The sequence below is a fragment of the Bacteroidia bacterium genome (genome assembly GCA_019695265.1).
GTDB lineage: Bacteria > Bacteroidota > Bacteroidia > JAIBAJ01 > JAIBAJ01 > JAIBAJ01.
In genome coordinates this window covers 21,755-42,663 of sequence record JAIBAJ010000008.1, presented here as the reverse complement: position 1 = coordinate 42,663, position 20,909 = coordinate 21,755, and the positions used below count along the sequence as shown (strand labels likewise).

17 protein-coding genes are annotated in these 20,909 nt (G+C 37.5%); 7 read left to right on the top strand and 10 right to left on the bottom strand.

Features of this window, described 5'->3' with window-relative positions:
• From K1X82_02740 to K1X82_02720, 5 genes are read right to left on the bottom strand one after another with little or no spacing between them, the layout of a single operon-like run.
• Complete coding sequence (locus tag K1X82_02740; GenBank protein MBX7181004.1) at nt 1-1,239, bottom strand: cysteine desulfurase; 1,239 nt, start codon at nt 1,237-1,239, stop codon at nt 1-3.
• Between the two features lie 2 nt (nt 1,240-1,241).
• Nucleotides 1,242-2,516: a Fe-S cluster assembly protein SufD gene (gene sufD / locus K1X82_02735; protein MBX7181003.1), complete on the bottom strand. Its 1,275-nt coding sequence runs from the start codon at nt 2,514-2,516 to the stop codon at nt 1,242-1,244.
• 4 nt (nt 2,517-2,520) lie between these two features.
• Nucleotides 2,521-3,273 (bottom strand): Fe-S cluster assembly ATPase SufC, encoded by a 753-nt coding sequence (gene sufC / locus K1X82_02730; GenBank protein ID MBX7181002.1) that lies wholly within the window; start codon nt 3,271-3,273, stop codon nt 2,521-2,523.
• Between the two features lie 18 nt (nt 3,274-3,291).
• Nucleotides 3,292-4,743 (bottom strand): Fe-S cluster assembly protein SufB, encoded by a 1,452-nt coding sequence (sufB, locus tag K1X82_02725; protein ID MBX7181001.1) that lies wholly within the window; start codon nt 4,741-4,743, stop codon nt 3,292-3,294.
• 38 nt (nt 4,744-4,781) lie between these two features.
• Entirely contained in the window at nt 4,782-5,108 is a 327-nt protein-coding gene (locus K1X82_02720) for an iron-sulfur cluster assembly accessory protein (protein MBX7181000.1), read from the bottom strand.
• A 210-nt stretch (nt 5,109-5,318) separates the two neighbouring features.
• On the opposite strand from K1X82_02720, the gene K1X82_02715 reads away from it, so the two are divergent.
• The 7 genes from K1X82_02715 (at nt 5,319) to msrA (ending at nt 10,735) form a co-directional block, all read left to right on the top strand.
• The gene (locus tag K1X82_02715; protein ID MBX7180999.1) at nt 5,319-6,488 is read left to right on the top strand and encodes a T9SS type A sorting domain-containing protein; all 1,170 of its coding nucleotides are present in this window, start codon (nt 5,319-5,321) and stop codon (nt 6,486-6,488) included.
• Between the two features lie 413 nt (nt 6,489-6,901).
• Nucleotides 6,902-7,291: a cytochrome c oxidase subunit 3 gene (locus K1X82_02710; protein MBX7180998.1), complete on the top strand. Its 390-nt coding sequence runs from the start codon at nt 6,902-6,904 to the stop codon at nt 7,289-7,291.
• Between the two features lie 80 nt (nt 7,292-7,371).
• The gene (locus K1X82_02705) at nt 7,372-8,109 is read left to right on the top strand and encodes a cytochrome c oxidase subunit 3 (protein MBX7180997.1); all 738 of its coding nucleotides are present in this window, start codon (nt 7,372-7,374) and stop codon (nt 8,107-8,109) included.
• Between the two features lie 32 nt (nt 8,110-8,141).
• Nucleotides 8,142-8,615: a cytochrome C oxidase subunit IV family protein gene (locus tag K1X82_02700; protein ID MBX7180996.1), complete on the top strand. Its 474-nt coding sequence runs from the start codon at nt 8,142-8,144 to the stop codon at nt 8,613-8,615.
• Nucleotides 8,616-8,682: 67 nt separating this feature from the next.
• Nucleotides 8,683-9,384 carry an SCO family protein gene (locus tag K1X82_02695; GenBank protein ID MBX7180995.1) on the top strand — a complete coding sequence of 234 codons (702 nt, stop codon included), beginning with the start codon at nt 8,683-8,685 and terminating at the stop codon, nt 9,382-9,384.
• 42 nt (nt 9,385-9,426) lie between these two features.
• Nucleotides 9,427-10,059 carry a DUF4412 domain-containing protein gene (locus K1X82_02690; protein MBX7180994.1) on the top strand — a complete coding sequence of 211 codons (633 nt, stop codon included), beginning with the start codon at nt 9,427-9,429 and terminating at the stop codon, nt 10,057-10,059.
• Nucleotides 10,060-10,114: 55 nt separating this feature from the next.
• Nucleotides 10,115-10,735 carry a peptide-methionine (S)-S-oxide reductase MsrA gene (gene msrA / locus K1X82_02685; GenBank protein MBX7180993.1) on the top strand — a complete coding sequence of 207 codons (621 nt, stop codon included), beginning with the start codon at nt 10,115-10,117 and terminating at the stop codon, nt 10,733-10,735.
• A gap of 7 nt (nt 10,736-10,742) precedes the next feature.
• Here the strand turns inward: msrA and K1X82_02680 are convergent, their stop codons facing one another.
• From K1X82_02680 to K1X82_02660, 5 genes are all read right to left on the bottom strand, one after another.
• Nucleotides 10,743-11,567, bottom strand: a complete 825-nt coding sequence (locus K1X82_02680) for a phosphatidate cytidylyltransferase (GenBank protein ID MBX7180992.1) — start codon at nt 11,565-11,567, stop codon at nt 10,743-10,745.
• Nucleotides 11,568-11,752: 185 nt separating this feature from the next.
• Complete coding sequence (locus K1X82_02675; protein MBX7180991.1) at nt 11,753-12,400, bottom strand: LUD domain-containing protein; 648 nt, start codon at nt 12,398-12,400, stop codon at nt 11,753-11,755.
• Between the two features lie 591 nt (nt 12,401-12,991).
• Entirely contained in the window at nt 12,992-14,062 is a 1,071-nt protein-coding gene (locus K1X82_02670) for a hypothetical protein (protein ID MBX7180990.1), read from the bottom strand.
• A 6-nt stretch (nt 14,063-14,068) separates the two neighbouring features.
• Nucleotides 14,069-19,834 (bottom strand): PKD domain-containing protein, encoded by a 5,766-nt coding sequence (locus tag K1X82_02665; GenBank protein ID MBX7180989.1) that lies wholly within the window; start codon nt 19,832-19,834, stop codon nt 14,069-14,071.
• On the bottom strand, nt 19,803-20,909 hold the full coding sequence (locus K1X82_02660) for a hypothetical protein (GenBank protein MBX7180988.1): 1,107 nt from the start codon (nt 20,907-20,909) through the stop codon (nt 19,803-19,805). Before K1X82_02660 ends, K1X82_02665 begins: the two co-directional genes overlap by 32 nt.

Genomic DNA, 20,909 nt, shown 5'->3' with positions numbered 1-20,909 from the left:
TCAGGATAACATTCGGATGGCTTTTTTCAGGCCGGATAAAAGTAAATCAATTTCCTCTCGGGTATTGTACAATGCAAAAGAAGCACGGATGGTACCGGGAATATTAAAGAAGTCCATAACAGGCTGAGCGCAATGATGGCCTGTTCGAACAGCAATTCCCATTTTATCCAGAATAACCCCGGCATCGTAGGGATGAATATTGGCCAGATTAAATGAAATAAGAGAACATCTGTTTTTTGCATTACCGACCAGTTGCACTTCCGGAATTTCGGACAATTTTTCCAATCCGTACCAAAGCAAATCGGATTCATGTGCGGCAATTGCCTGCAGGCCGATAGTTTGCAAATAATTTACAGCGGAATGAAGGCAAATAGCAGCTTCGATATTGGGCGTGCCGGCTTCAAACTTAAATGGCAACTCGTTGAATTCAGTTTTGGCAAAACTTACTGTTTTAATCATATCACCACCACCTTGGTAAGGAGGCATTTCATTCAACCATTTTTCCTTACCGTACAGAATTCCAATACCGGTAGGTCCATACATTTTATGGCCGGAGAAGACATAAAAATCAGCATCCAGATCCTGAACATCTACCTGGGTATGTTGAATTGCCTGAGCCCCATCAATCAATACCGGAATGCCTAGTTGGTGCGCATCGGAAATCATTTGCTTTACCGGATTAATGGTACCTAAGGAATTAGATACATGGGTAATAGCAACAATTTTTGGATTCAGTTTCAGAAGATCCAAATAAGCTTCATAAATCAATTCCCCGGAAGTATTCATTGGGATAACCTCAATTCTTGCACCTTTCTCTTCGGCAATTAGTTGCCACGGAACAATATTGCTGTGGTGTTCCATTGCAGAGAGCAGAATAACATCCCCTTTTTGAATGTATTTTTTACCGAAAGAACTGGCAACCAAATTGATACTATCGGTAGTTCCTTTGGTAAAAATAACTTCATTAGCGGAAGAAGCATGGATAAAGGATTGAACAGCTTTTCGGGAAAGCTCGTAACTTTCAGTACCTTCCTGGCTTAGGGTATGCACACCTCGATGGATATTTGCGTTTTGGAAGGAATAATAGTTTGAAATGGCTTGAATGACTGATAAAGGCTTTTGGGTGGTTGCCCCATTATCCAGATAAACCAAAGGCTTTCCATTAACAGTTCTAGTTAAGATTGGAAACTCATTTCTAATTTCAACTAAATCAAGCAGTTCGGTTGTTTTAGTGATCATGGTTAGAAAGTGGATAATTTATTTTCAATAGCCAATTCCAAGTATTCCTTCAAAGTTGAATTGCCAACTTCGTTCAAAATTTCCTGAGCAAAAGCAGTAACAAGGAGTTTTCTGGCGGCTTCCAATCCAATTCCACGAGTTTGCAAATAAAACAAAGCCTTTTCGTCTAGTTGGCCGGTGCTACTGCCATGGCTACATTTCACATCATCGGCATAAATTTCAAGTTGAGGTTTCGTGTAAATGGCAGAATCATCGCTGAGAAGAAGGTTCTTGTTGCTTTGAAATGCATTGGTTTTTTGGGCATCTTTACGGACAAAGATTTTCCCGTTAAAAACCCCGGTTCCTTTACCCGAAGCAACACCTTTATATAATTCATTGCTTTGACAATTAGGCACCCTATGATCGACCAAGGTATGGTTATCGATTGTTTCACCGGTTGTTGGCAGAAAAACCCCAAACATATTACAGTTTGCATTTTCACCATGGAGGAGAAATTGCGTATTGTTTCGAATTAAACTTCCACTCAAACAAAAGGCAAAATGATTGATTAAACCGGATGAATGAATTTTGCCGATGGAATAATTGACTTCACTCAGCAAAGAGCCGGTTTCTTGTAAAGAACTTATGTCCAAACGGGCATTTTTTGCTACAGAAAATTCTGAAACAGTATTTAATAAAACAGGGGCGTTTAAGTTAGCATCATAGGTATGTGAAACCAGTTCGGCCGAGGATTGTTCGCCTAAAACAACTAAATTTCTCCAATAAACACAACCTGAACTCGATCCTGAAAAAAAATGAACCAAGTAAATTGGTTTATTCAATTGAAGGTTATTGGGGATAAAAATACAAATACCATTATCAAATTCAGCGGTATTTTTAGCTACAAAACCATCTGAAATATCCGCAAGCTTACCAACTTTTTCAGCAAGTTCCGGAAGGACGGAAAATGCATTTGTAAAGGTATCAACCAGCACATTCTCGGGCAATCCATTCAATGTGGACAGATCTTTCCTAAATTGTCCATTTTCAATAAAAACCACGTAAGCATCCAGATTAATTGGAAGAGAAAAGTCGGAGGTGGATGCAATTAGTTTTTCCTGATTAATTGCTTTGGTTAGTTTCTGGATAGGCAAATACTTATACTCTTCATTGGAAGTTGCCGGATATCCTTTGGATTGAAAAATATTCTTGGAATCATTTTTCAATTGTCTGATAGAAGGAGACCAACCTAGATTGGTAGCTTCCATTTCAGTTTGAATTTCAAGTTTATTTTCCATTAGACTACCTGGCTAACTCTTGTTTGATCCAATCGTACCCTTTTTCTTCCAATTCAAGAGCCAGTTCCTTAGTACCGGACTTAACAATTCGCCCATCGTACATTACATGCACAAAATCAGGAACAATATAATCTAACAACCTTTGGTAATGAGTAATAACGATAAATGCGTTATTTTCATTCTTCACTTTATTAACCCCTTGCGCAACAATCCGGAGAGCGTCGATATCGAGTCCGCTATCTGTTTCATCTAAAATAGCCAATAAAGGATTAAGCATAGCTAACTGAAAAATTTCATTTCGTTTTTTTTCACCACCGGAAAACCCTTGATTAACCGAGCGATTAGCTAATTCAGTACCTAATTCCACCAAAGCTTGTTTTTCTTTAAAATACTTTAGAAAATCCTTTGCAGAAAAAGGTTCCAGTCCGTGGTATTTTCGAATTTCAGCTAGAGCGGTTTTGAGGAAATTAATATTACTTACACCCGGAATTTCTACCGGATACTGGAAAGCCAGAAATAGACCTTCTCGAGCTCTGTCTTCCGGTTCTAATTCCAATAAATCCTTATTGTTAAAAGTAACAGAGCCATTGGTAACTTCATACTCTTCCCTACCTGCTAAAACCGAAGCCAAGGTAGATTTACCGGTACCATTCGGTCCCATAATTGCATGAATCTCACCTGGTTTCACCTCCAAAGAAAATCCTTTTAAAATTTCCTTTTCTTCAATTCTAGCGCATAAATTTTTAATAGACAACATGATCTTAATTCGTTTAATTTATCCTACACTACCTTCCAAACTAATGGAAAGCAACTTTTGAGCCTCCACAGCAAATTCCATTGGCAATTGATTCAAAACATCTCTGCAGTACCCATTCACAATTAAAGCTATGGCTTGCTCATTATTGAGACCTCTTTGTTTGCAATAAAAGATTTGATCTTCGCCTATTTTACTAGTAGTTGCTTCATGTTCCACTTTACAGGAACGATTATTTACTTCAATATATGGAAAGGTATGTGCACCGCATTTATCGCCCAATAGCAAGGAGTCGCATTGGCTAAAATTTCTTGAGTTATCAGCCTTTTTAGACATTCTGACCAAGCCACGGTAGCTGTTGTTACTATGTCCGGCCGAAATACCTTTACTAACAATGGTGCTTTTGGAATTCTTTCCAAGGTGAATCATTTTGGTACCGGTATCGGCTTGTTGATAGTTATTGGTAACTGCAACGGAATAGAATTCACCTATACTGTGATCACCTTTCAGAATAACGGAAGGATATTTCCAGGTAATGGCTGAACCAGTTTCAACCTGAGTCCATGAAATTTTAGAATGATCACCAAGGCAAATTCCTCGTTTGGTAACGAAGTTATAAATACCACCTTTACCTTCTTTATCACCGGGGTACCAATTTTGGACAGTACTATACTTAATTTCTCCATCTTTATGAGCAACCAATTCCACCACGGCGGCATGCAATTGGTTTTCATCTCTCATAGGGGCAGTGCAACCTTCCAGGTAACTCACATAAGCACCCTCATCCACAATTAGTAAGGTTCTTTCAAATTGTCCGGTACCTGCTGAATTAATTCGAAAATAGGTACTTAGTTCCATAGGACATCTCACTCCTTTTGGCACATAACAGAAAGAACCATCTGAAAAAACAGCGGAATTAAGTGCTGCATAATAATTGTCGGTGTAAGGCACTACTGAACCCAGGTACTTCTTGACTAATTCCGGGTGTTCCAACACAGCTTCGCTAAAGGAGCAGAAAATAATTCCTTTTTCGGCAAGAGTTTCTTTAAAGGTTGTTTTTACAGAAACCGAATCAATAACAGCGTCGATGGCTATATTGGATTTTACTCCAGTCAATCGTTTTTGTTCTTCGAGGGATATTCCAAGTTTTTCGAAGGTTTTTAACAACTCCGGATCCACCTGATCTAGATTTTCCAGTTCAGGTTTAGGTTTTGGAGCTGCATAATAAATGATATCCTGAAAATTGATGGTAGGATATTGAACATGGGCCCAAGCCGGTTCAGTCATTTTGAGCCAATATTGAAAGGCCTTCAATCTGTATTCCAAAAGCCATTCAGGTTCATTTTTTTTAGCTGAGATCAGGCGAATGGTTTCTTCCGAAAGTCCTTTTGGTACAAATTCGGTTTCAACGGCGGTACTCCAACCATACTTATAGTCGGATGAGGTTACTTCCTCAATAATATCCTTTGACATAGACAAAAATCCAGTTTCAGAGACTGGTTATCAAGTAATTAAACAGCAAAACTTTCTCCACACCCACATGTTCTGGAGGCATTTGGATTATTAAAGGTAAACCCTTTTCCATTGAGGCCACCGGAATAATCCAATTCCGTTCCGATGAGATAAAGAAAGCTTCGTTTATCAACAACAATTTTCACTCCTTTATCTTCGAAAACTTGGTCTTCGGGTTTAAGATCGGTATCAAAATTAAGTTTGTAATTTAAACCACTACAACCACCACTTTCAACACCGACACGAATAAAACTATTTGCTGCGGCACCTTCTTCTGAAATGACGCTTAAAATTTTTGCTTTGGCACTTTCACTTACAGTAATCATGGATAGAAATTTACTTATTTATAATAATTCTAAATAAGAATTTATGGTGCAAAGATACCACAAAAATGGTAGGAGGATTCGATTTTAATAAAAATTACCCAAAAACTACTATTGAATTTTTAAAATAGGCTGAAAGGGTATGATTTCGAAAATCCAATCGATGAAAAGAATTTTGATTATCTTTGCACAACTTCAATTATTCTAATCAAAATGAAAAAAATCTTTACTACTGTATTATCAATTGCTATTTCAGCAGCAGTTTTTGCTCAAGTAGGCCCACCATCACCATGCACTCCGTCCTTAACCGGACCAAGTGGTGATATTGTACCTGACACCATTACCAATCTTCCTCCAGCTACTCAAGGAACTTCTTACAGCACTGTAATTCAAGTTTATGTTCCTTCAGACACTGTTGTTCCAGGTTTAGGAAGTTTACCTATTCAGGATTTCACTTTAGATTCAGTGGTAGGTTTACCATCTGAATTTGGATTTTTAAGCAGTCCTGAAACCGGAGTATTTCCAGGTGGTTCAGCAGCTTGTTTATTGATTGCTTCTTCAGGCAATGTTTCATCTGCTCCTGGAACTTATCCATTAAATGTATACGTTACAGCTACTGTTGTTACTCCATTTGGCCCAGTTCCACAAAGCACCAGCCTAAATGGTTATAAAATCGTTATTGATGCAGCTTCTTCTTCCGGATGTACTCCAAGTTTAACCGGTCCTGGTGGCGACATCGTTCCTGATACCATTGTTAACCTGGCAGTTGCCACTCAAGGCACTCCATACAGTGCTACCATCCAAGTTTATGTACCTTCCGATACTGTTGTTCCAGGTTTGGGTAATTTACCAATTCAAGATTTTACTTTGGACAACATTTCAGGATTACCAGCAGAATTTTCTTACTCTTCTAATCCAGCAACCGGTGTTTTCCCAGGTGGTTCTGCAGCTTGTTTAGATTTAACTGCTGCAAACGTAACTTCTGCTGTAGGAATTTATCCTTTGGGAGTTAACGTAACTGCAACTGTTGTTACTCCTTTTGGCCCAGTTCCTCAATCAACTACCATTAATGGTTACAAAATCGTAATTCAAGGTCCGATTGGTTACATTACTTACGATGCTAACAGTTTTGGCATTTTAGCTAATTTCCCAAATCCTGCTAACGAATCAACTGCAATAGTTTTTGGTTCAGACAAAAACACTAGCGTTGGATTGAATGTTTACAATGCTATCGGAACTTTGGTTTATACTTCTAAAGTGAATGCCACTCAAGGAAGTAACACTATTTCTGTAAACACTTCAACTTTTGCTGAAGGAAATTACATCTACACTTTATCCAATGGTAATGCCGTAGCTAATGGCAAATTCATTGTGATTAAATAATACATCGAATTTATTTTCCAAAAAGCCTCTCGAAGTTATCGGGGGGCTTTTTTGTTTATGCTATCTTTGCACCGATTTTATAAAGAGAAATGTATTCTGCCAAGGAAAAAGAAGAAACCAGAAATAAAGTTGCTAAGCCTTTATTATGGCTAGGTATTATAAGCATAATTATGCTTTTTGCCGGATTAACCTCCGGTTATGTAGTGGTTCAAGGAGATAACTTTTGGGTTAGTGCACCTTTACCCCGCATGTTTTGGATAAGCACAGGAACCATTTTACTTAGTAGCGCAACCTTAATTTTTGCAAAACGCTCTTTGGCATCCAATAATCAATCCGGACTTAAAACCGGACTATTATTGACCTTTACTTTAGGTTTGATATTTAGTGCAACTCAGTATTATTCCTGGAAGGAAATGATTGGTACTGGAAATTTTTTAGCAGGTAAAATATCGGATTTAAAAGGTGATTTTGGGGTTGACTATTCCATCAAAGTTCAGGGTGAAGACCTCATTTACAACAATGGTCATTTCTATGGTCCACAGGATTTACAGTTAAAAAAGCCATTGGATGAGAAAATAAATAAGGCTTTCAATGTTTCCAGCGGATTCAAATACATTTTATCGGGTCTGCATTTGGCCCATTTATTCGGTGGACTGATTTACCTTTTCATTGTATTAATAAAGGCATTTAGGGCAAAATACACTGCTAGCAACATGTTAGATATTGAACTTTGTGGCATGTATTGGCATTTCCTGGATATTTTGTGGATATATTTATTTGCCTTTTTGTATTTCATTCAGTAATATCGCTAATATTGCGCCGAATTTTAGTTTTTTAGCAATTTTATTTCAATTAACAATTAAACTTTAAGTTTTTTGCTACAATGAGCCACGGACACGCAGCAGTAAACAAGCCAACAGGCACTACCCCTTGGGGAGGAGGAATTTCCCCTTTCAACATGAGCTATGGAAAAATGATGATGTGGTTTTTCCTTGTCTCCGATGCTTTTACATTCTCTGCCCTAGTAACAGCATATGGTTACATGCGTCACAAGTACGCAGACAATTGGCCATTAGCAGGTGATGTATTTACACACTTCCCTTTTTATGAAGGACATATTGAATTAGCCTATGTTGCTTTTATGACTTTTGTCTTAATTGCTTCTTCGGTTACTATGGTTTTGGCTGTGGAAGCCGGACATAGAATGGATAAGAAAGGAGTATTGTTTTGGATGGCATTAACCATTGTTGGAGGTCTTATTTTCGTTGGGTCTCAAGCTTGGGAATGGATGCACTTTATTCATGGAACCGAACATGGTGCATTGAGAAGTATTTGGGATGAAGAAACAGGAAAATATGTTACCAAAGTAATACATGGTGCCAACCTTTCCTATAATGAGTACGGACATCCATTGTTTGCAGACTTCTTCTTCTTCATTACTGGTTTCCATGGTTTTCACGTATTTTCAGGAGTGGTTATCAACTTCATCATTTTCTTGATGGCTTGGAATGGTACCTTTGAAAAAACAGGCCATTATGAAATGGTTGAAAAATCAGGACTCTATTGGCACTTTGTAGATTTGGTTTGGGTATTCGTATTTACCTTCTTCTATCTTATTTAATTTTCTAACTTTTAATTTCATAATTACAAAACATGAGCCACGAAAGAGACGACGTTTACGAGTATTCTTTAGACACCCATCATGATGAGGCAACAGGAAAGGAAGTACGTAAAAAGATTTATGTAGTATTGATTTTGCTTTCCATTGTTACCGCAGTTGAGGTAGGTTTAGGTTTTAAATTTTCACGAGTTGAGAGTTTAAAAGAAACTCTAAAATGGTTATTCATTGCTTTGACCTTGGTTAAAGCGGGAGGAATCGTTTATTACTTTATGCACTTAGGAGATGAAAGAAAAAACTTTCGTTACATTATATTAAGTTCTTACTTTGTCCTAATCGGCTACCTGATTTGGATTTGCTTAACTGAAGCAACTTACAATTCTGAAAATAAAGCCGGAATTGAAATCAGTTACAAAGAACTTAATGCCTCCACTCCTGCCCCAGTTGCATCTGAAGGTCACGGAGATACTCATTCAAGCGAAAGTCATGGAGCCGAAGAGCACCATTAATTTTTAGACTATCTTTTAAATCCAATAAATGTATGATTACGTTTATTGGATTTTTTTTTGATTAAAAATGAAATTTAGTACCAAAGCACTTATTCTTTTCGGAGTACTTTTATTGCCCTCCATTTTATACCTACTGCTCACAACAGGTAGGCATAACTTTGTTCATCTTCCTATCTTTTATCCGGAAGGAACAAAGGATACTGTTATAAACGGCAAAAAAACGACCGACACCATCTATCATAAAATTCCTAATTTTAACTTGATCGATCAATCCGGAAAAACTATTTCCCAGGCTGATTTAAATGGGAAAATTTATGTAGCAGATTTTTTCTTTACCAGATGTCCTGGAATTTGCAAAGACATGGCTTCCCAAATGGTAAGAGTTCAAGAGAAATTCAGAACTTTTCCGGGATTTGCCATTGTAAGTCACAGCGTTGACCCTGTTGCCGATAGCTTGTCAATTCTGCAAGATTATGCCCAACTGGTTGGTGCAAATGACAGTATTTGGCACTTATGCACAGGAAATAGAGATGAAATCTATTCCTTGGGAGTTGATCACTATAAATTGCCCGCCCAAGAAGATGCCAAAGCACCAGGTGGTTTTTTACATAGTGAGTACTTTGTTTTGGTTGATAAGGATAAACGAATCCGAGGCTATTATGATGGAACCAAAACAACTGAAGTTGATCGATTAATGGAAGATATCAAAGTTCTTATGGCTGAGTATCAATTAGAACTAAAAAGCAATAAATGGTTAAATAAAGACTAATCCTATTTAATAATTCACTAAACTTGCACCAATCATCTTACTATGAGAACAATTTTCATCTTTACCCTCTTTTTGACTAACACCTTACTTTTATCTGCTCAAAATTTCTGTGGTGTTATTTCTTTGACAATATCAAAAGATTCAAAAACAGCACCAGCTTCTATGTACGTATGCGATGGAAATTTGCTCATTCGATATAATTTGGAAGCCAATGGACAAGCCAACTCAGTTGATTACCTTGTTTTAAACTCAGGTAAGAAATACTTGAAATACAATATCATGGGTAATGAACAAGGTGTTGAACTTTCAGACAATGATATTAAATCAAGTGTTCAGGTAGAAAAAGTAATGAGAACTGGTGAAAAAGCCCAAATCTTGGGTTATGAATGTGAATTGGTTAAAATTCTGGGAAAAGACGGTAATATAACTGAAGTTTGGATAACCGAATCTAGTCCGGTTGATTACAGCTCCATTGCTCCCTATTTGAAAGACGATGCAACCGCCCAAAGCATTCATAAACTAGGCTTAAAAGGAATGCCTTTAAAGTCAGTTGTAAAGGATAAAAATGGTTTTGAACTTTCCTCCTTTCAAGTTACTGAAATCAATCCAAACGGGGTTGAAAAAACACTCTTCGTAGCGCCAAAACTTGTTGTTCAACCCAACCAAGCCAGATAGTCTAAATTTATCTTAATATCCTTTTAATTTCTTAAACATCAACTACTTTTGGTTTATGTTTAAGAAATTAATTCTTTTAGTTGGAGCAATCCTTCAATTATCACCTTTGAATTCTTGCTCCCAACGCTCAGAAAAAAAAATAAGTAGTACGAATAATATGGAAACAGCAACATTTGGTGCAGGTTGTTTTTGGTGCGTTGAAGCCATTTTCCAAATGGTAGATGGTGTCATAAAAGTTGAAAGTGGGTACAGCGGTGGAACAGTTGTAAATCCAAGCTATGAACAAGTATGTTCCGGAACTACAGGACATGCCGAAGTTTGCCAAATTACCTACGACCCCTCCAAAGTGAATTTTACCAAGTTACTCGAAGCCTTTTGGACCAGTCATGACCCTACAACCATGAATAGACAAGGAAATGATGTTGGTACCCAATACCGCTCCGTAATTTATTACCACAACGAGGAACAAAAAAGATTGGCTGAAGAATACAAGGCCAAGCTAAATGCATCAGGTGCGTTTAACAATCCTGTAATAACCGAAATTGCACCTTTTACCGTGTTCTATAAAGCTGAAGGCTACCACCAAAATTATTACAATTTAAATGGAAATCAGCCTTATTGCAGTTTTGTGATTACCCCGAAAGTTGAAAAATTCAAAAAGGTTTTCAAGCAATAAAGCCTTTCTAACAAAAAGCTTCTAAATAGGCCCAAACAAAAGGCGCTGATAATAATACACTATCAAATCGATCCAACATGCCTCCATGGCCCGGCATTATGCTTCCGCTATCTTTTACTCCAAGATGTCGCTTAAACATGGATTCAACAAAATCACCTAAAGTTCCGGTTACCATAATAATTATTGCCACTACTATCCAATTAACAGTAGATAATATTGGATTGTATTGGCTCCATATATAAGCTGCCGTTAAACCAAATAACAAACCTCCTGCAGCACCCTCCCAGGATTTTTTCGGAGAAATTCGCTCCAGTATCCTGTGCTTTCCAAAGGTGACTCCAAAACCATAAGCCCCGGTATCATTCGCCCAAATGATAATTAAATGTCCAAGAATTACCTGAAAAGTATATTCTTGGTACTTATAAAATGCCATCCATTGAAAAAAGATAAGAGGCAATAAAACATAAATTAATCCAAGTGCATAACTTGATAAATTATCGATTGGCTTCGTTTCATTCTTCAACATTTCATAAAAGAAAAATAAGAAAAATAAAGCAATTGGTATTCCTATATACTTTCCTGAAGGAATCATATTTAATTGCTCAAGACCCAATACCAAAAATAACAATGCCCCCAAAACACTAGGTACATATACCAGAACCGATAATCCCCCATTCCTAAACAAACTGAAATACTCCTTTAAAGCCATTCCGGCAAGTAAAGTAAACAACAATACAAAGGAATACCCACCATACCAAATACTACCAATAAAAATGGAAAGGAATATGAGCCCTGAACCAATTCGGGTAGTTGCATCTTTTATATTAATCATGAGATTGAATGTGTGGGTAAATGAAACAAAGCTTAGACTGTTATCCTAATTCAACTTTCTTGTATTTGATTTTTAGTAGGACCACTTTCTTTAAAGCATCCTTGTTTCTTTGCATGCCATTGATAGTAATTCAACAAAACCTAGGTAAAGCGTTTGAAGAAATTAATAAGCCCTACTACAATCTCTTAACCCTCTACCAGGAAAACAAAAATTTCTTTTGGCCCATGAGCCCCCATGACCAAAGTTTTTTCAATATCTGCACTTCGGCTAGGTCCGGCAATATTTGAAATTAATGAGGGTAAATTACCTTGATACTTCTCCTTCAGCAATGAATAGGAGTCTTTTAAATCCATTACAATTTGCTGAGTATACGCGATTACCACATGCGTATCCGGGTAGGTGGGAAGTTTTCTTCCCGATGCTTGTTTCGAAGATACCATTACCGAACCATACCTCGCCACCAGACTTTCACAAGCACCTATGCCAATTCTAGTTTCCGAAATTCTTGACAAATCCGAAACATAAGGTATTCCTGCCTTTGTTAACAGATTCTGAATAGTCGGTTCCAAACATAAGATACCTGACCACTTCTGAAGATCGGCAGTCTCTTTTAATTGGGTCACCAAATCATCATCATTTTCGCAAAAGGTGAATTTCCCGGAAAGGGCTGTAAAGTTCTTGGCAAATACTACCTCCAATGGGTCATGGTCTTCCTTGTACACTGATTTCGTCAAATCAACTTGTGCATAATGGTCGTTGGACTTAGGAATCAAGGCATTTCGGACTTTCTTTAAAACCCGCTCCCTACTCTCTGTATCTTTAGTTGTTAGCATTAGGGCAAAAATAAAAAAAAAGAAAGGGGAAAATCTATCTTAACAGGATTTAATAACGATTAAAATGAGGTAACCAAACTACCCAAGTATAATATTTGGAAAATTATTCCGGAGGCGAACTTTTTTAAATTTTATTGGGCGGGTCCCTTCGCCACAAGTATTTGTGCAAAATAAATACAGAAACAAGGCTCAGGTCGGGCTATCCGCTACAAGTCCTCACCCGAAAGTGTTCGGGTTGTGGGCTTTCCGCTTCTATCCCTACCCGAGGGTCCGTGCAACCCCAAACAGCTCTCCTTCGACCTTAAGAAAAGATACACAGAAATAACATTTTTACTTGACCAATTCAATAAAAAGCCAACTAGTTGGGGCTTGCACCACGGGCAACGATAGAGGCAAGTAGCCCACAGTCGCACGCGGCGCTAGCCAAGTGCGGCGAGGACTACAGCCGATAGCGCGACCCGAACGCCAACAACAAAAAGTAGATTTTTGGCATACCAGTCGGATGGCGGAGGGGGCCCGACCAATAATCAAAAAAAAAATGGGACCTCTTCCTAAATGAAAGAGAATCCCATCTATCAACAAGAGATGTCATTAATTTGGCTTATAGACAAATAGTTGGTGCCTACCCCAAAAAACACAAGTCCCATCCTTCGTAACAGCCATTGATTTAAAATAACCTTCTTTTAAATCTGAACTTCCAACCAGGGTTTGTACCGGCAAAGTGTAGAACTTATTATTCTCGAAATAAGAAATTGAATTATTGTCACCAATTAACCACATGCGTTTGTTAACCTTATCCCAGAATAAATTATAAAATGAATGTTGAGCGGGATCGTAATAAGGAAGGTGAAATGAATAATTAAACGAATTTAGTTTTGAATCATAAAGGCAAATTTTACTTTGGAACAGAATCCAAACTTGTTGGCTCTCATCCACCTGAATGCAAGCTCTAGTCCAAGGATTCAAGAAACCATCCAAACTATTATACCCCTTGGTATCAGAATAAACCGGAACCAATACTCGATTGGTATCACCATATAAATAGTGATATAAGCGATTATGATATTGGCTTAAAAACCAAAAATTATTATTCTGATCTATGTCAAATGACTTTATTATCAGTGAAAAATCACTAATAGAATCTCTAAAACTCGTTAATACAAGATTTGAATTAGTTTCATAGTACTGATAAACAAAATTCATATTCAAATTTCCTCCTGAAAACCAAATGGAATCATTGAAAAAAGTCAAATTCCTGATAGAATCAACAAAGAAATTAAGTTGTGCCGTATCCTCCGTAATGTTGATTAAACTGGATGACCTCCAATTCCCTATTAATCGATTATTTTCAGTATAAATAAACTCATTCCAATCCATATACTCATCATTCAAAAAAAGCATATTAAAAACCAATGAATCTTCCGGTACCAACATCAAGTTTTCCAATCTACCGAAATAACATTTTTTTCTATTAAAAACCATAGCCCATTTTCCATCCGAATTCATTCCAAAACCGGTAATCGTATCCGGAAACCACGAATAAGTGCTATTGTTTGCAATTCCATGTCTTGCTAATAAATCGTTTTCACTAAGGTCCTTTTTGCAAGAGTTAAATAAAAATGCTATTGAAATTAGCAGAGAAAAGAGGCTATAGTTTTTCATTTTTGTTTAGTTAAGCTTAATTAGTTTATAAGTCCGCTGATCCAAGGATGATAAATCACAGGTTAATTTAATGTAATAAGTTCCCGGACTTAAATCAGAAAGGTCGACCGTCCCTTTTCCCGAACTTCCAATCCCGGCAGTTATTTTTTTCACATTTCGACCAGTTAAATCGAGTAAATCAATGAAATACCTTTGATCTGTAGACAAATTCAGTTCGAAATTGAGTTTGCCGGTAGAAGGATTGGGGAAATAATTGAAGGAATCAAATCGATGGTTCACCAAGGTATCCACAGCAGGTTGATTGGAACTAGGGTTAGTTTCATCCAAGCGTTCGACAATTGTTTCAACACATTGGATTTTGGCTATAAAATCCGATTGGAAATTTGACTTAAATCCTGGTAACAACTTAATGCTTTGACCGGCATAATACCTTCCAACGGCCCATGGTTCCACAGAGACTGGACCTGAAGGACAAGCTAAGATTTGCTGGGCCCAATACGTATTTTCTAATTCATTCTGAGTATTTATGTCCGAACATTGGCTCACGTTAGGTTCAACAACACCAACTGCTGGAACCACATGAACAGGAATGGTAAAATCATAAATAGAATTGGGGCCAACATAAATTGGTTGTGGAGGAATCCAGTCCAAATCTCTAAATCCAAATTGAAAGTGTAAATTATAGTCACCGGCTTGTTCAGGGAAAAATTCAATTTCACCTCCAGTGGCAGGAATAATGGGAATTCCTATAATATCCATTGGCGGCACAAAATCCGGATGATTTACAAAAATTGCCAGACCCCAACCACTCAAATATGGATTAAAAGGATCCTCCAGGTAAGGCTTTAAAAAAATTGAAAACCGATGTCCTTCACAAACTTCAATAGGGAGGTCTAAAACCGGATTGGGGTTCTTATCAAAGAAATTTATCTCTACGGAATTACTGGTGCTTTGGTGGCACCCTTTCGAATCAAAAACGTCCAAGATATATTCTCCAGCATGAACCACATCCGGTTGGAAAGAAAAAGCCGTTGACACAACGTCCCCATTTTTTGTCCAGGTGTAAGAATAGTCAGGAACTCCACCTTCAATTTGCAGAATATTTTCAAAAGGAGGAAGAGGATTACCGTCCCTGTAGAAAACATATTGTTGATCACCTGAAGGTATTACCTTAATTTGCGAATTAGCTTCCACCCGAATTGGATGGTCAAAGTTTTTCGTATGACATCCATTGGCATCTACAACATCTGTCACAATATTCACTACATGATCTTGAGGTGATATTGATTGGAAAATAGTATTGTAACCTAATAAAATAGAAGGTTGGTCATTAGCAAGCTGAATATAACCTGTACTTCCTAATTCCTTCCACCAATCAATCCAATAAGGAGCTATTCCACCTTGAACTTGCAGGCTTAATTCCAAATCACCAACACCATGACATAAAAATTGATCTTCAGGATAGGTAACAATCGGATTTAAAGTTTCATCAATGAAGATTACCAACTCGTCTGTGGAGGAACAACCATTGGGTTGTAAAACTTCCAAAGTATATTCAGTGGTTTGGTAAGGAGCCACTGATGTTGGAGAAAACATTGAAATACCAGTTGGTTGAATAAGATTACAAAGCTGAAAATCTCCTTCTTCAACCCCTGATTTATACCAGCGATATTGAAACATCGCACTGCTGGCGGTCGATAGCATTTCTCCATCAAGATGCAATTCCTTGCCTGAACATGAAATAATATCCTCTCCGGCTGAAACTGGTTCTACCTGATCATCTACAATAATAGTAACCATACCATAACCCATGCATTGTCCATGCAAGGAATTTACAAATACATATAAATCATAACTTCCATTTGAAGGACCTTCAAATGTTGGATCGGCCGTATTGGCATTAGTTAGGTTAGGCGAAGGAACAAAATTTGGCAGTGTAGTAGGTGAAATATTAATGTTCCTCATCCAAATATATTGGTTATTCATTCCATCCCCTCCGGTACTAGAAGCATGTAAATCAATGGTATTTCCAAGACACACATGATAGGTGGTTACCGGCAATTCAACTGCAATTGGATGCAAATGAAACGTAATCAACTTGTAAGGATCATATTGGTTAAAATTCCAAGTCATTTCACCCGAATGAATTTGCAATTTATAAGTGATGTCGGCATCTAATCCAGAAGGAAAAGTAAATTGAGGATTTAAGATAGTAGGATCAGAAATATAGTCCATGGCACCCGGATCAGTTGAAGTCCATTGGTAAGTAAAAGGTGGTCTGGCTTTATTATTATTTATTGCATTTAATTGATAAGTAGTGCCAGGGCATAAATCAACAGAAGCCGGCATGGAAATATCAGAGGCTTTCAAACATTTGTACATATCAAACTCAAATGTCCGAGTAACTAAGGTTGCAGGATCACCAACCATAGTACCAACCTCACATGCTGCAGCAGATATTTTACCTTCAATATGTTTTGGAAAAACCGTAGTTGAAAAATTGTCTAAAACAACACATGCAAACCCTCTACCACTTGTACAATTGCAATTCGCATATTCCATCCAATTGTTTAAACTATTAGGACCAATTGTATTGTCAAAATAATAATCCGCATTGGCTTGTAAAGGTGCAAAGGTTATATAGGGCCCATAAGGTGCTAAACTTATTGGAATGCTTGGATCTTGACACATGCACTGATGATTCAAGGCATTGGGATAGCTTGATTCCAATACACCTATCGTTAAATCAAGACCAATTCGATGATTTGCATCCGATTCAGTGGAATAACATTGCTCCTGAAAATTAAGGTTACCAAATTCCAAGGGACTAGATTCCGTAATTTGTTGATCCATGTTTACTATCAAATGCAATGCCTCTGAGCTAATACAACCTTGAGAATTACAGGCAGTTACCGTAACAAACCAATTCCCTGGAACCAAATTGGGCGGCATCATTCCGGGATATTGGCTAAGGGTAGGAGAGGTTGTTTGTACAGAAATATCAGCCTGTTGAATTGTACTTTGGAAACCAATAAAATGAAAATTCCAATAGTAAATATTAGGCTGACTAACACCGGCACCATCAAAACTAGCCTGTAAATTGAATGCTTCTGCCGTATTACCAACCAACTGACGACTTGTTCCGTTAGTGCTTTGAACTGTTAAATTAGAAATTTGATAAGGATTTGTAACGGAAAGTGCTTGGTTACAGGAAAGGGTTTGCCCATTAAAGGCAGTAATAGTCAAGCTTGCCAAATAATTTCCCGGATTTGAATAAACATGTGCAGGGCTAAACTCCTGAGAAAAACTTCCATCTCCAAAATCCCAATGGTATATTACCAGTCCTTGTGAATTATTAATAGGAGCAGGCACAAAAGAAACCATTTGTCCGGTAGAAAACTGGTTCGTGGAACCGGGAACAAGCGTCATACAGGATTGACCCGGACCATTGGTAAATGCCAATACCGGTTCATTGGATCCTACCGGAATATATTCGGTATGTGAAGCTGTTTGCCCGGTAAAATCTGTAATGATTAAGGTAATAGTCTTTACAGAACCAGAAGAAATAAAGGCAGTTGATGGATTTTCTGAACTGGAATTGGCAGGGTTACCATCTTGAAATGACCAAAAATATTGGTATGGAGGAACACCACCGCTTCCCAGAAATTCAAAATCAACATTTTCTAATACTAAAGGATTGCTTGGATAGAAATTAAAATCACAATACAATACGCCATTGGTACCTCCATTTCCACCGGGATTAGATACACTTTCAGGTTCCAAAACTTCAATATAATTCAACCTTTGCCTTATATAAGTTTCTTGACCATTAACCCCCACTCCTACTCCATTTAGCCTAACAGTAAAAGTTCCTGCAACATTATAGGTATGTGAAATACTTTGATTTACAGTAATTGTTGTACCTGTATTTCCATCACCAAAATCCCAGGTATATCCATTATTTAAGTTCTCACTGAGGTTATGAAAGGTAACAGATTCCCCTGCTGTAATACTAACTACGCTTGCAGAAAAATCTGCCAAAGGACATGCGGATGAACCTCCGAGTGTTGGTGTTCCTCCACTGCAAGGATTTACCCGTTTAAAAAGGTGAGATTTGTCAATGGTTGAACTTGAAAATAATTGATTCTGTGACCATTCAACTTGCCCTCCATTCCAATTTCGATAAGGTATTTGCAAATACGAAAACTCATTGTTTCCTGAAATGTAATTCGTTGCAGTCTGATTTGGATTAAACCCTAATAAATCAGCACCGGTATAATCCTTGGCCTCCACTTCGATAAATACATTCTCATCCGGTGATTGAAACAAAGCGGATAAGGTTGAACTTGGAACATGGTAAGTATAGTATTTTAAATCAGAAGATGCATAATAGGTTGAATTAGCCGATGTTAATGTGGAATAGGTTGCTCCACATCTTAATCTTACTCTTGGGTTTCCCGGAATATTTGGTATGGCTTCACTAAAATGAACTACTATTTCAATATCCTTACCATTATGGTACATTTCTTTGAGCCGAACGTTGTTCATCCCGGCCGTTTGATTATTTCCAAGTTGAAAGGGATCCAAATGCAGAGTTGAGTTGGTGTATTCCCAAGTACCATCATAAAGAAGGGTTTCTTCATTCCCGGTTTGACTAATCTCTTTTACCTGGACATTGGAAATGTAGGGGCGATAATTATCAATGCGAAAAGAAACATTTCTGCTTCCGATTTGATCCTCGAGAATTCCATCCTGATCAGCAACTTTTGCCTGAATCAACAAATTATAAAGTCCATCCGGATATTTGGTTTGAGCAGAGGTTGATGCATCTGAAATGGCACTATTGGTATTCCATGTGTTTTCAATAAAACCTAGTTTTTCTTTAGAATTAAAATACCGTTCAACAGGGAGATCCGGATAAGAGGAACTGGCATGATTGGGTCTGGCAGTTAAGATGTAGTTGGGATTGTCCATGGTGGATCCATAAAGAAAACATTCATCAGCATCTGCATCATCCGGCACATAACTAAACCTGTAATTTTCAATTTCACCGGAAGAATGACCTTCTGCATCACTGATTTCCCAATTAATAATGTAAGGAGCACAGCTGCCCTGTTCATAACCACCATTGGCAAGGATGTGACAATGTTCAATATTGGCAACAATATCGGCTTTCCCAAAAATATACTGTTGATTAGAACCTGGTATTAAAGGAAATGCAGAGGTAGTATTGGAATGCCTAAGCCCATCCTTAAAAAAGAATTTGTTAGCATAAGCAGGAGGAGTTGGTCCGGAAACTACAGGTAAGGTATTGGTATAATTTTGAAAGGGAGTTAAATGCTGATCCAGAAAGTTAAATTGTTCCGATTCTAAATGAACATGCGGGGAACTCCAATTATACATTGTTCCAATTTCCTGGCCTGTAGTTACCAATGAATTCAATTCAATTCCAGGCAATCTTTGAATATGAATGTATGTTATCGTTATACCGCCATTTGAGGTAATTTTAACAAAGGAATTTGAACCGGCATCATGAACCGAGGTGACAATTCCTGAAAGGATAGCTTTCACTTGTTGTAATCCTGCATCATGTATATCTACCCCTTGATGAAAACGCTGGAATTGCCTGTATTCACCTGTGGTGCCAACTATCCGGTGCTGACTCGTAACAGGATCCAAAGGCCAATTCAAATTTTGTGATAAAGCTGAAAAATGAAGTGTTAATATAACTATAAAAAATTTAAGACTTAATTGGTTTAAGAATGTAGACATAATTGTGAAATTTTGAAATTAATAAATTATATTTTTGAGAGAAAACAGAATTAAAATAGGACACATTTCCACCTAAATTTAGGTTATAATATTCGCCGTTTTTATAAAATAAATTATTACCCAAATCCAATACATTGGCTTTATAATCACCTCGTGTTAGTCCGGCTACGTGCACCGAACCAAAGGAGAAATTGGCCTCATTGGGCACACTGCTGTATTGCTTAGTCTCCCAATTAAAAACCCCAACTTCTTTCTCGGAATAATGGCCAAAGTAGGTGTTGGCAGAAAGTTTTAAATCAACAAAGAATTTCCGACCATTGTCAGAAACATTGATAGAACCTCCCTTTGAATCCAAAAGGAGGTTCTCACCAAAATTACTTACTAATACTTTGTCTCTGGAAATACAGCTTAGGTAATTTATTACGGACATTCCACCACTTACTTTAGTAGAAAATTGTCGTTTACCATTTAAATCGCAAACCCAAACATCACCTACCTTTTCTTCACCCTTTCTGACACCGCCAAAAGCAACAACTCCTTCTTCCAAATTAAATGAGATTTTAATTAATCCATACTCCTTGGCAGGCAATTCAATAGGGTAAGATTTTCCATTTGCAAACTCATAAAGTTCGAGCTTGGTTGTATTGGCGTCCATGGTATTTGAAATAACCATGTAGCGATCATTTACTTCCTGGGCGAATAAATAATCCTCCCTTTCAATAACTTTCTCAACTACAACCTCATCCTTTTGATAAGAATAAATGGTTAATTTAGATTTCCCTACTTTCGCATCCGGTAACGTTGTTGTTACAATTCTGCTACCTGCTCCTCCAATCAAGTTTTCATCCTTTCCGATACGAAGTGCTTTTTTGGACTTTAAATCATAAATTACAGGTTGTTCTCCTTTTTCATAGTTTGGAATTTGAAATTCCAATACTGTTTGAATTTGATTGGGTGTTTCCATTAGAAAATACCTACAATTTGCCTTTGCCTGAATAGAATCAACTCGGACAGTTTGTGCGTTTGAAAAAAAGATCCAGAAAACAAAGGATAGGCTTACAAAAATTTTTCTCAT

What these genes read in the sequence shown, in the direction of transcription:
- K1X82_02740 (MBX7181004.1), bottom strand. Translation starts at nt 1,239, where the DNA reads ATGATCACTAAAACAACCGAACTGCTTGATTTAGTTGAAATTAGAAAT.
- sufD (MBX7181003.1), bottom strand. Translation starts at nt 2,516, where the DNA reads ATGGAAAATAAACTTGAAATTCAAACTGAAATGGAAGCTACCAATCTA.
- sufC (MBX7181002.1), bottom strand. Translation starts at nt 3,273, where the DNA reads ATGTTGTCTATTAAAAATTTATGCGCTAGAATTGAAGAAAAGGAAATT.
- sufB (MBX7181001.1), bottom strand. Translation starts at nt 4,743, where the DNA reads ATGTCAAAGGATATTATTGAGGAAGTAACCTCATCCGACTATAAGTAT.
- K1X82_02720 (MBX7181000.1), bottom strand. Translation starts at nt 5,108, where the DNA reads ATGATTACTGTAAGTGAAAGTGCCAAAGCAAAAATTTTAAGCGTCATT.
- K1X82_02715 (MBX7180999.1), top strand. Translation starts at nt 5,319, where the DNA reads ATGAAAAAAATCTTTACTACTGTATTATCAATTGCTATTTCAGCAGCA.
- K1X82_02710 (MBX7180998.1), top strand. Translation starts at nt 6,902, where the DNA reads ATGATTGGTACTGGAAATTTTTTAGCAGGTAAAATATCGGATTTAAAA.
- K1X82_02705 (MBX7180997.1), top strand. Translation starts at nt 7,372, where the DNA reads ATGAGCCACGGACACGCAGCAGTAAACAAGCCAACAGGCACTACCCCT.
- K1X82_02700 (MBX7180996.1), top strand. Translation starts at nt 8,142, where the DNA reads ATGAGCCACGAAAGAGACGACGTTTACGAGTATTCTTTAGACACCCAT.
- K1X82_02695 (MBX7180995.1), top strand. Translation starts at nt 8,683, where the DNA reads ATGAAATTTAGTACCAAAGCACTTATTCTTTTCGGAGTACTTTTATTG.
- K1X82_02690 (MBX7180994.1), top strand. Translation starts at nt 9,427, where the DNA reads ATGAGAACAATTTTCATCTTTACCCTCTTTTTGACTAACACCTTACTT.
- msrA (MBX7180993.1), top strand. Translation starts at nt 10,115, where the DNA reads ATGTTTAAGAAATTAATTCTTTTAGTTGGAGCAATCCTTCAATTATCA.
- K1X82_02680 (MBX7180992.1), bottom strand. Translation starts at nt 11,567, where the DNA reads ATGATTAATATAAAAGATGCAACTACCCGAATTGGTTCAGGGCTCATA.
- K1X82_02675 (MBX7180991.1), bottom strand. Translation starts at nt 12,400, where the DNA reads ATGCTAACAACTAAAGATACAGAGAGTAGGGAGCGGGTTTTAAAGAAA.
- K1X82_02670 (MBX7180990.1), bottom strand. Translation starts at nt 14,062, where the DNA reads ATGAAAAACTATAGCCTCTTTTCTCTGCTAATTTCAATAGCATTTTTA.
- K1X82_02665 (MBX7180989.1), bottom strand. Translation starts at nt 19,834, where the DNA reads ATGTCTACATTCTTAAACCAATTAAGTCTTAAATTTTTTATAGTTATA.
- K1X82_02660 (MBX7180988.1), bottom strand. Translation starts at nt 20,909, where the DNA reads ATGAGAAAAATTTTTGTAAGCCTATCCTTTGTTTTCTGGATCTTTTTT.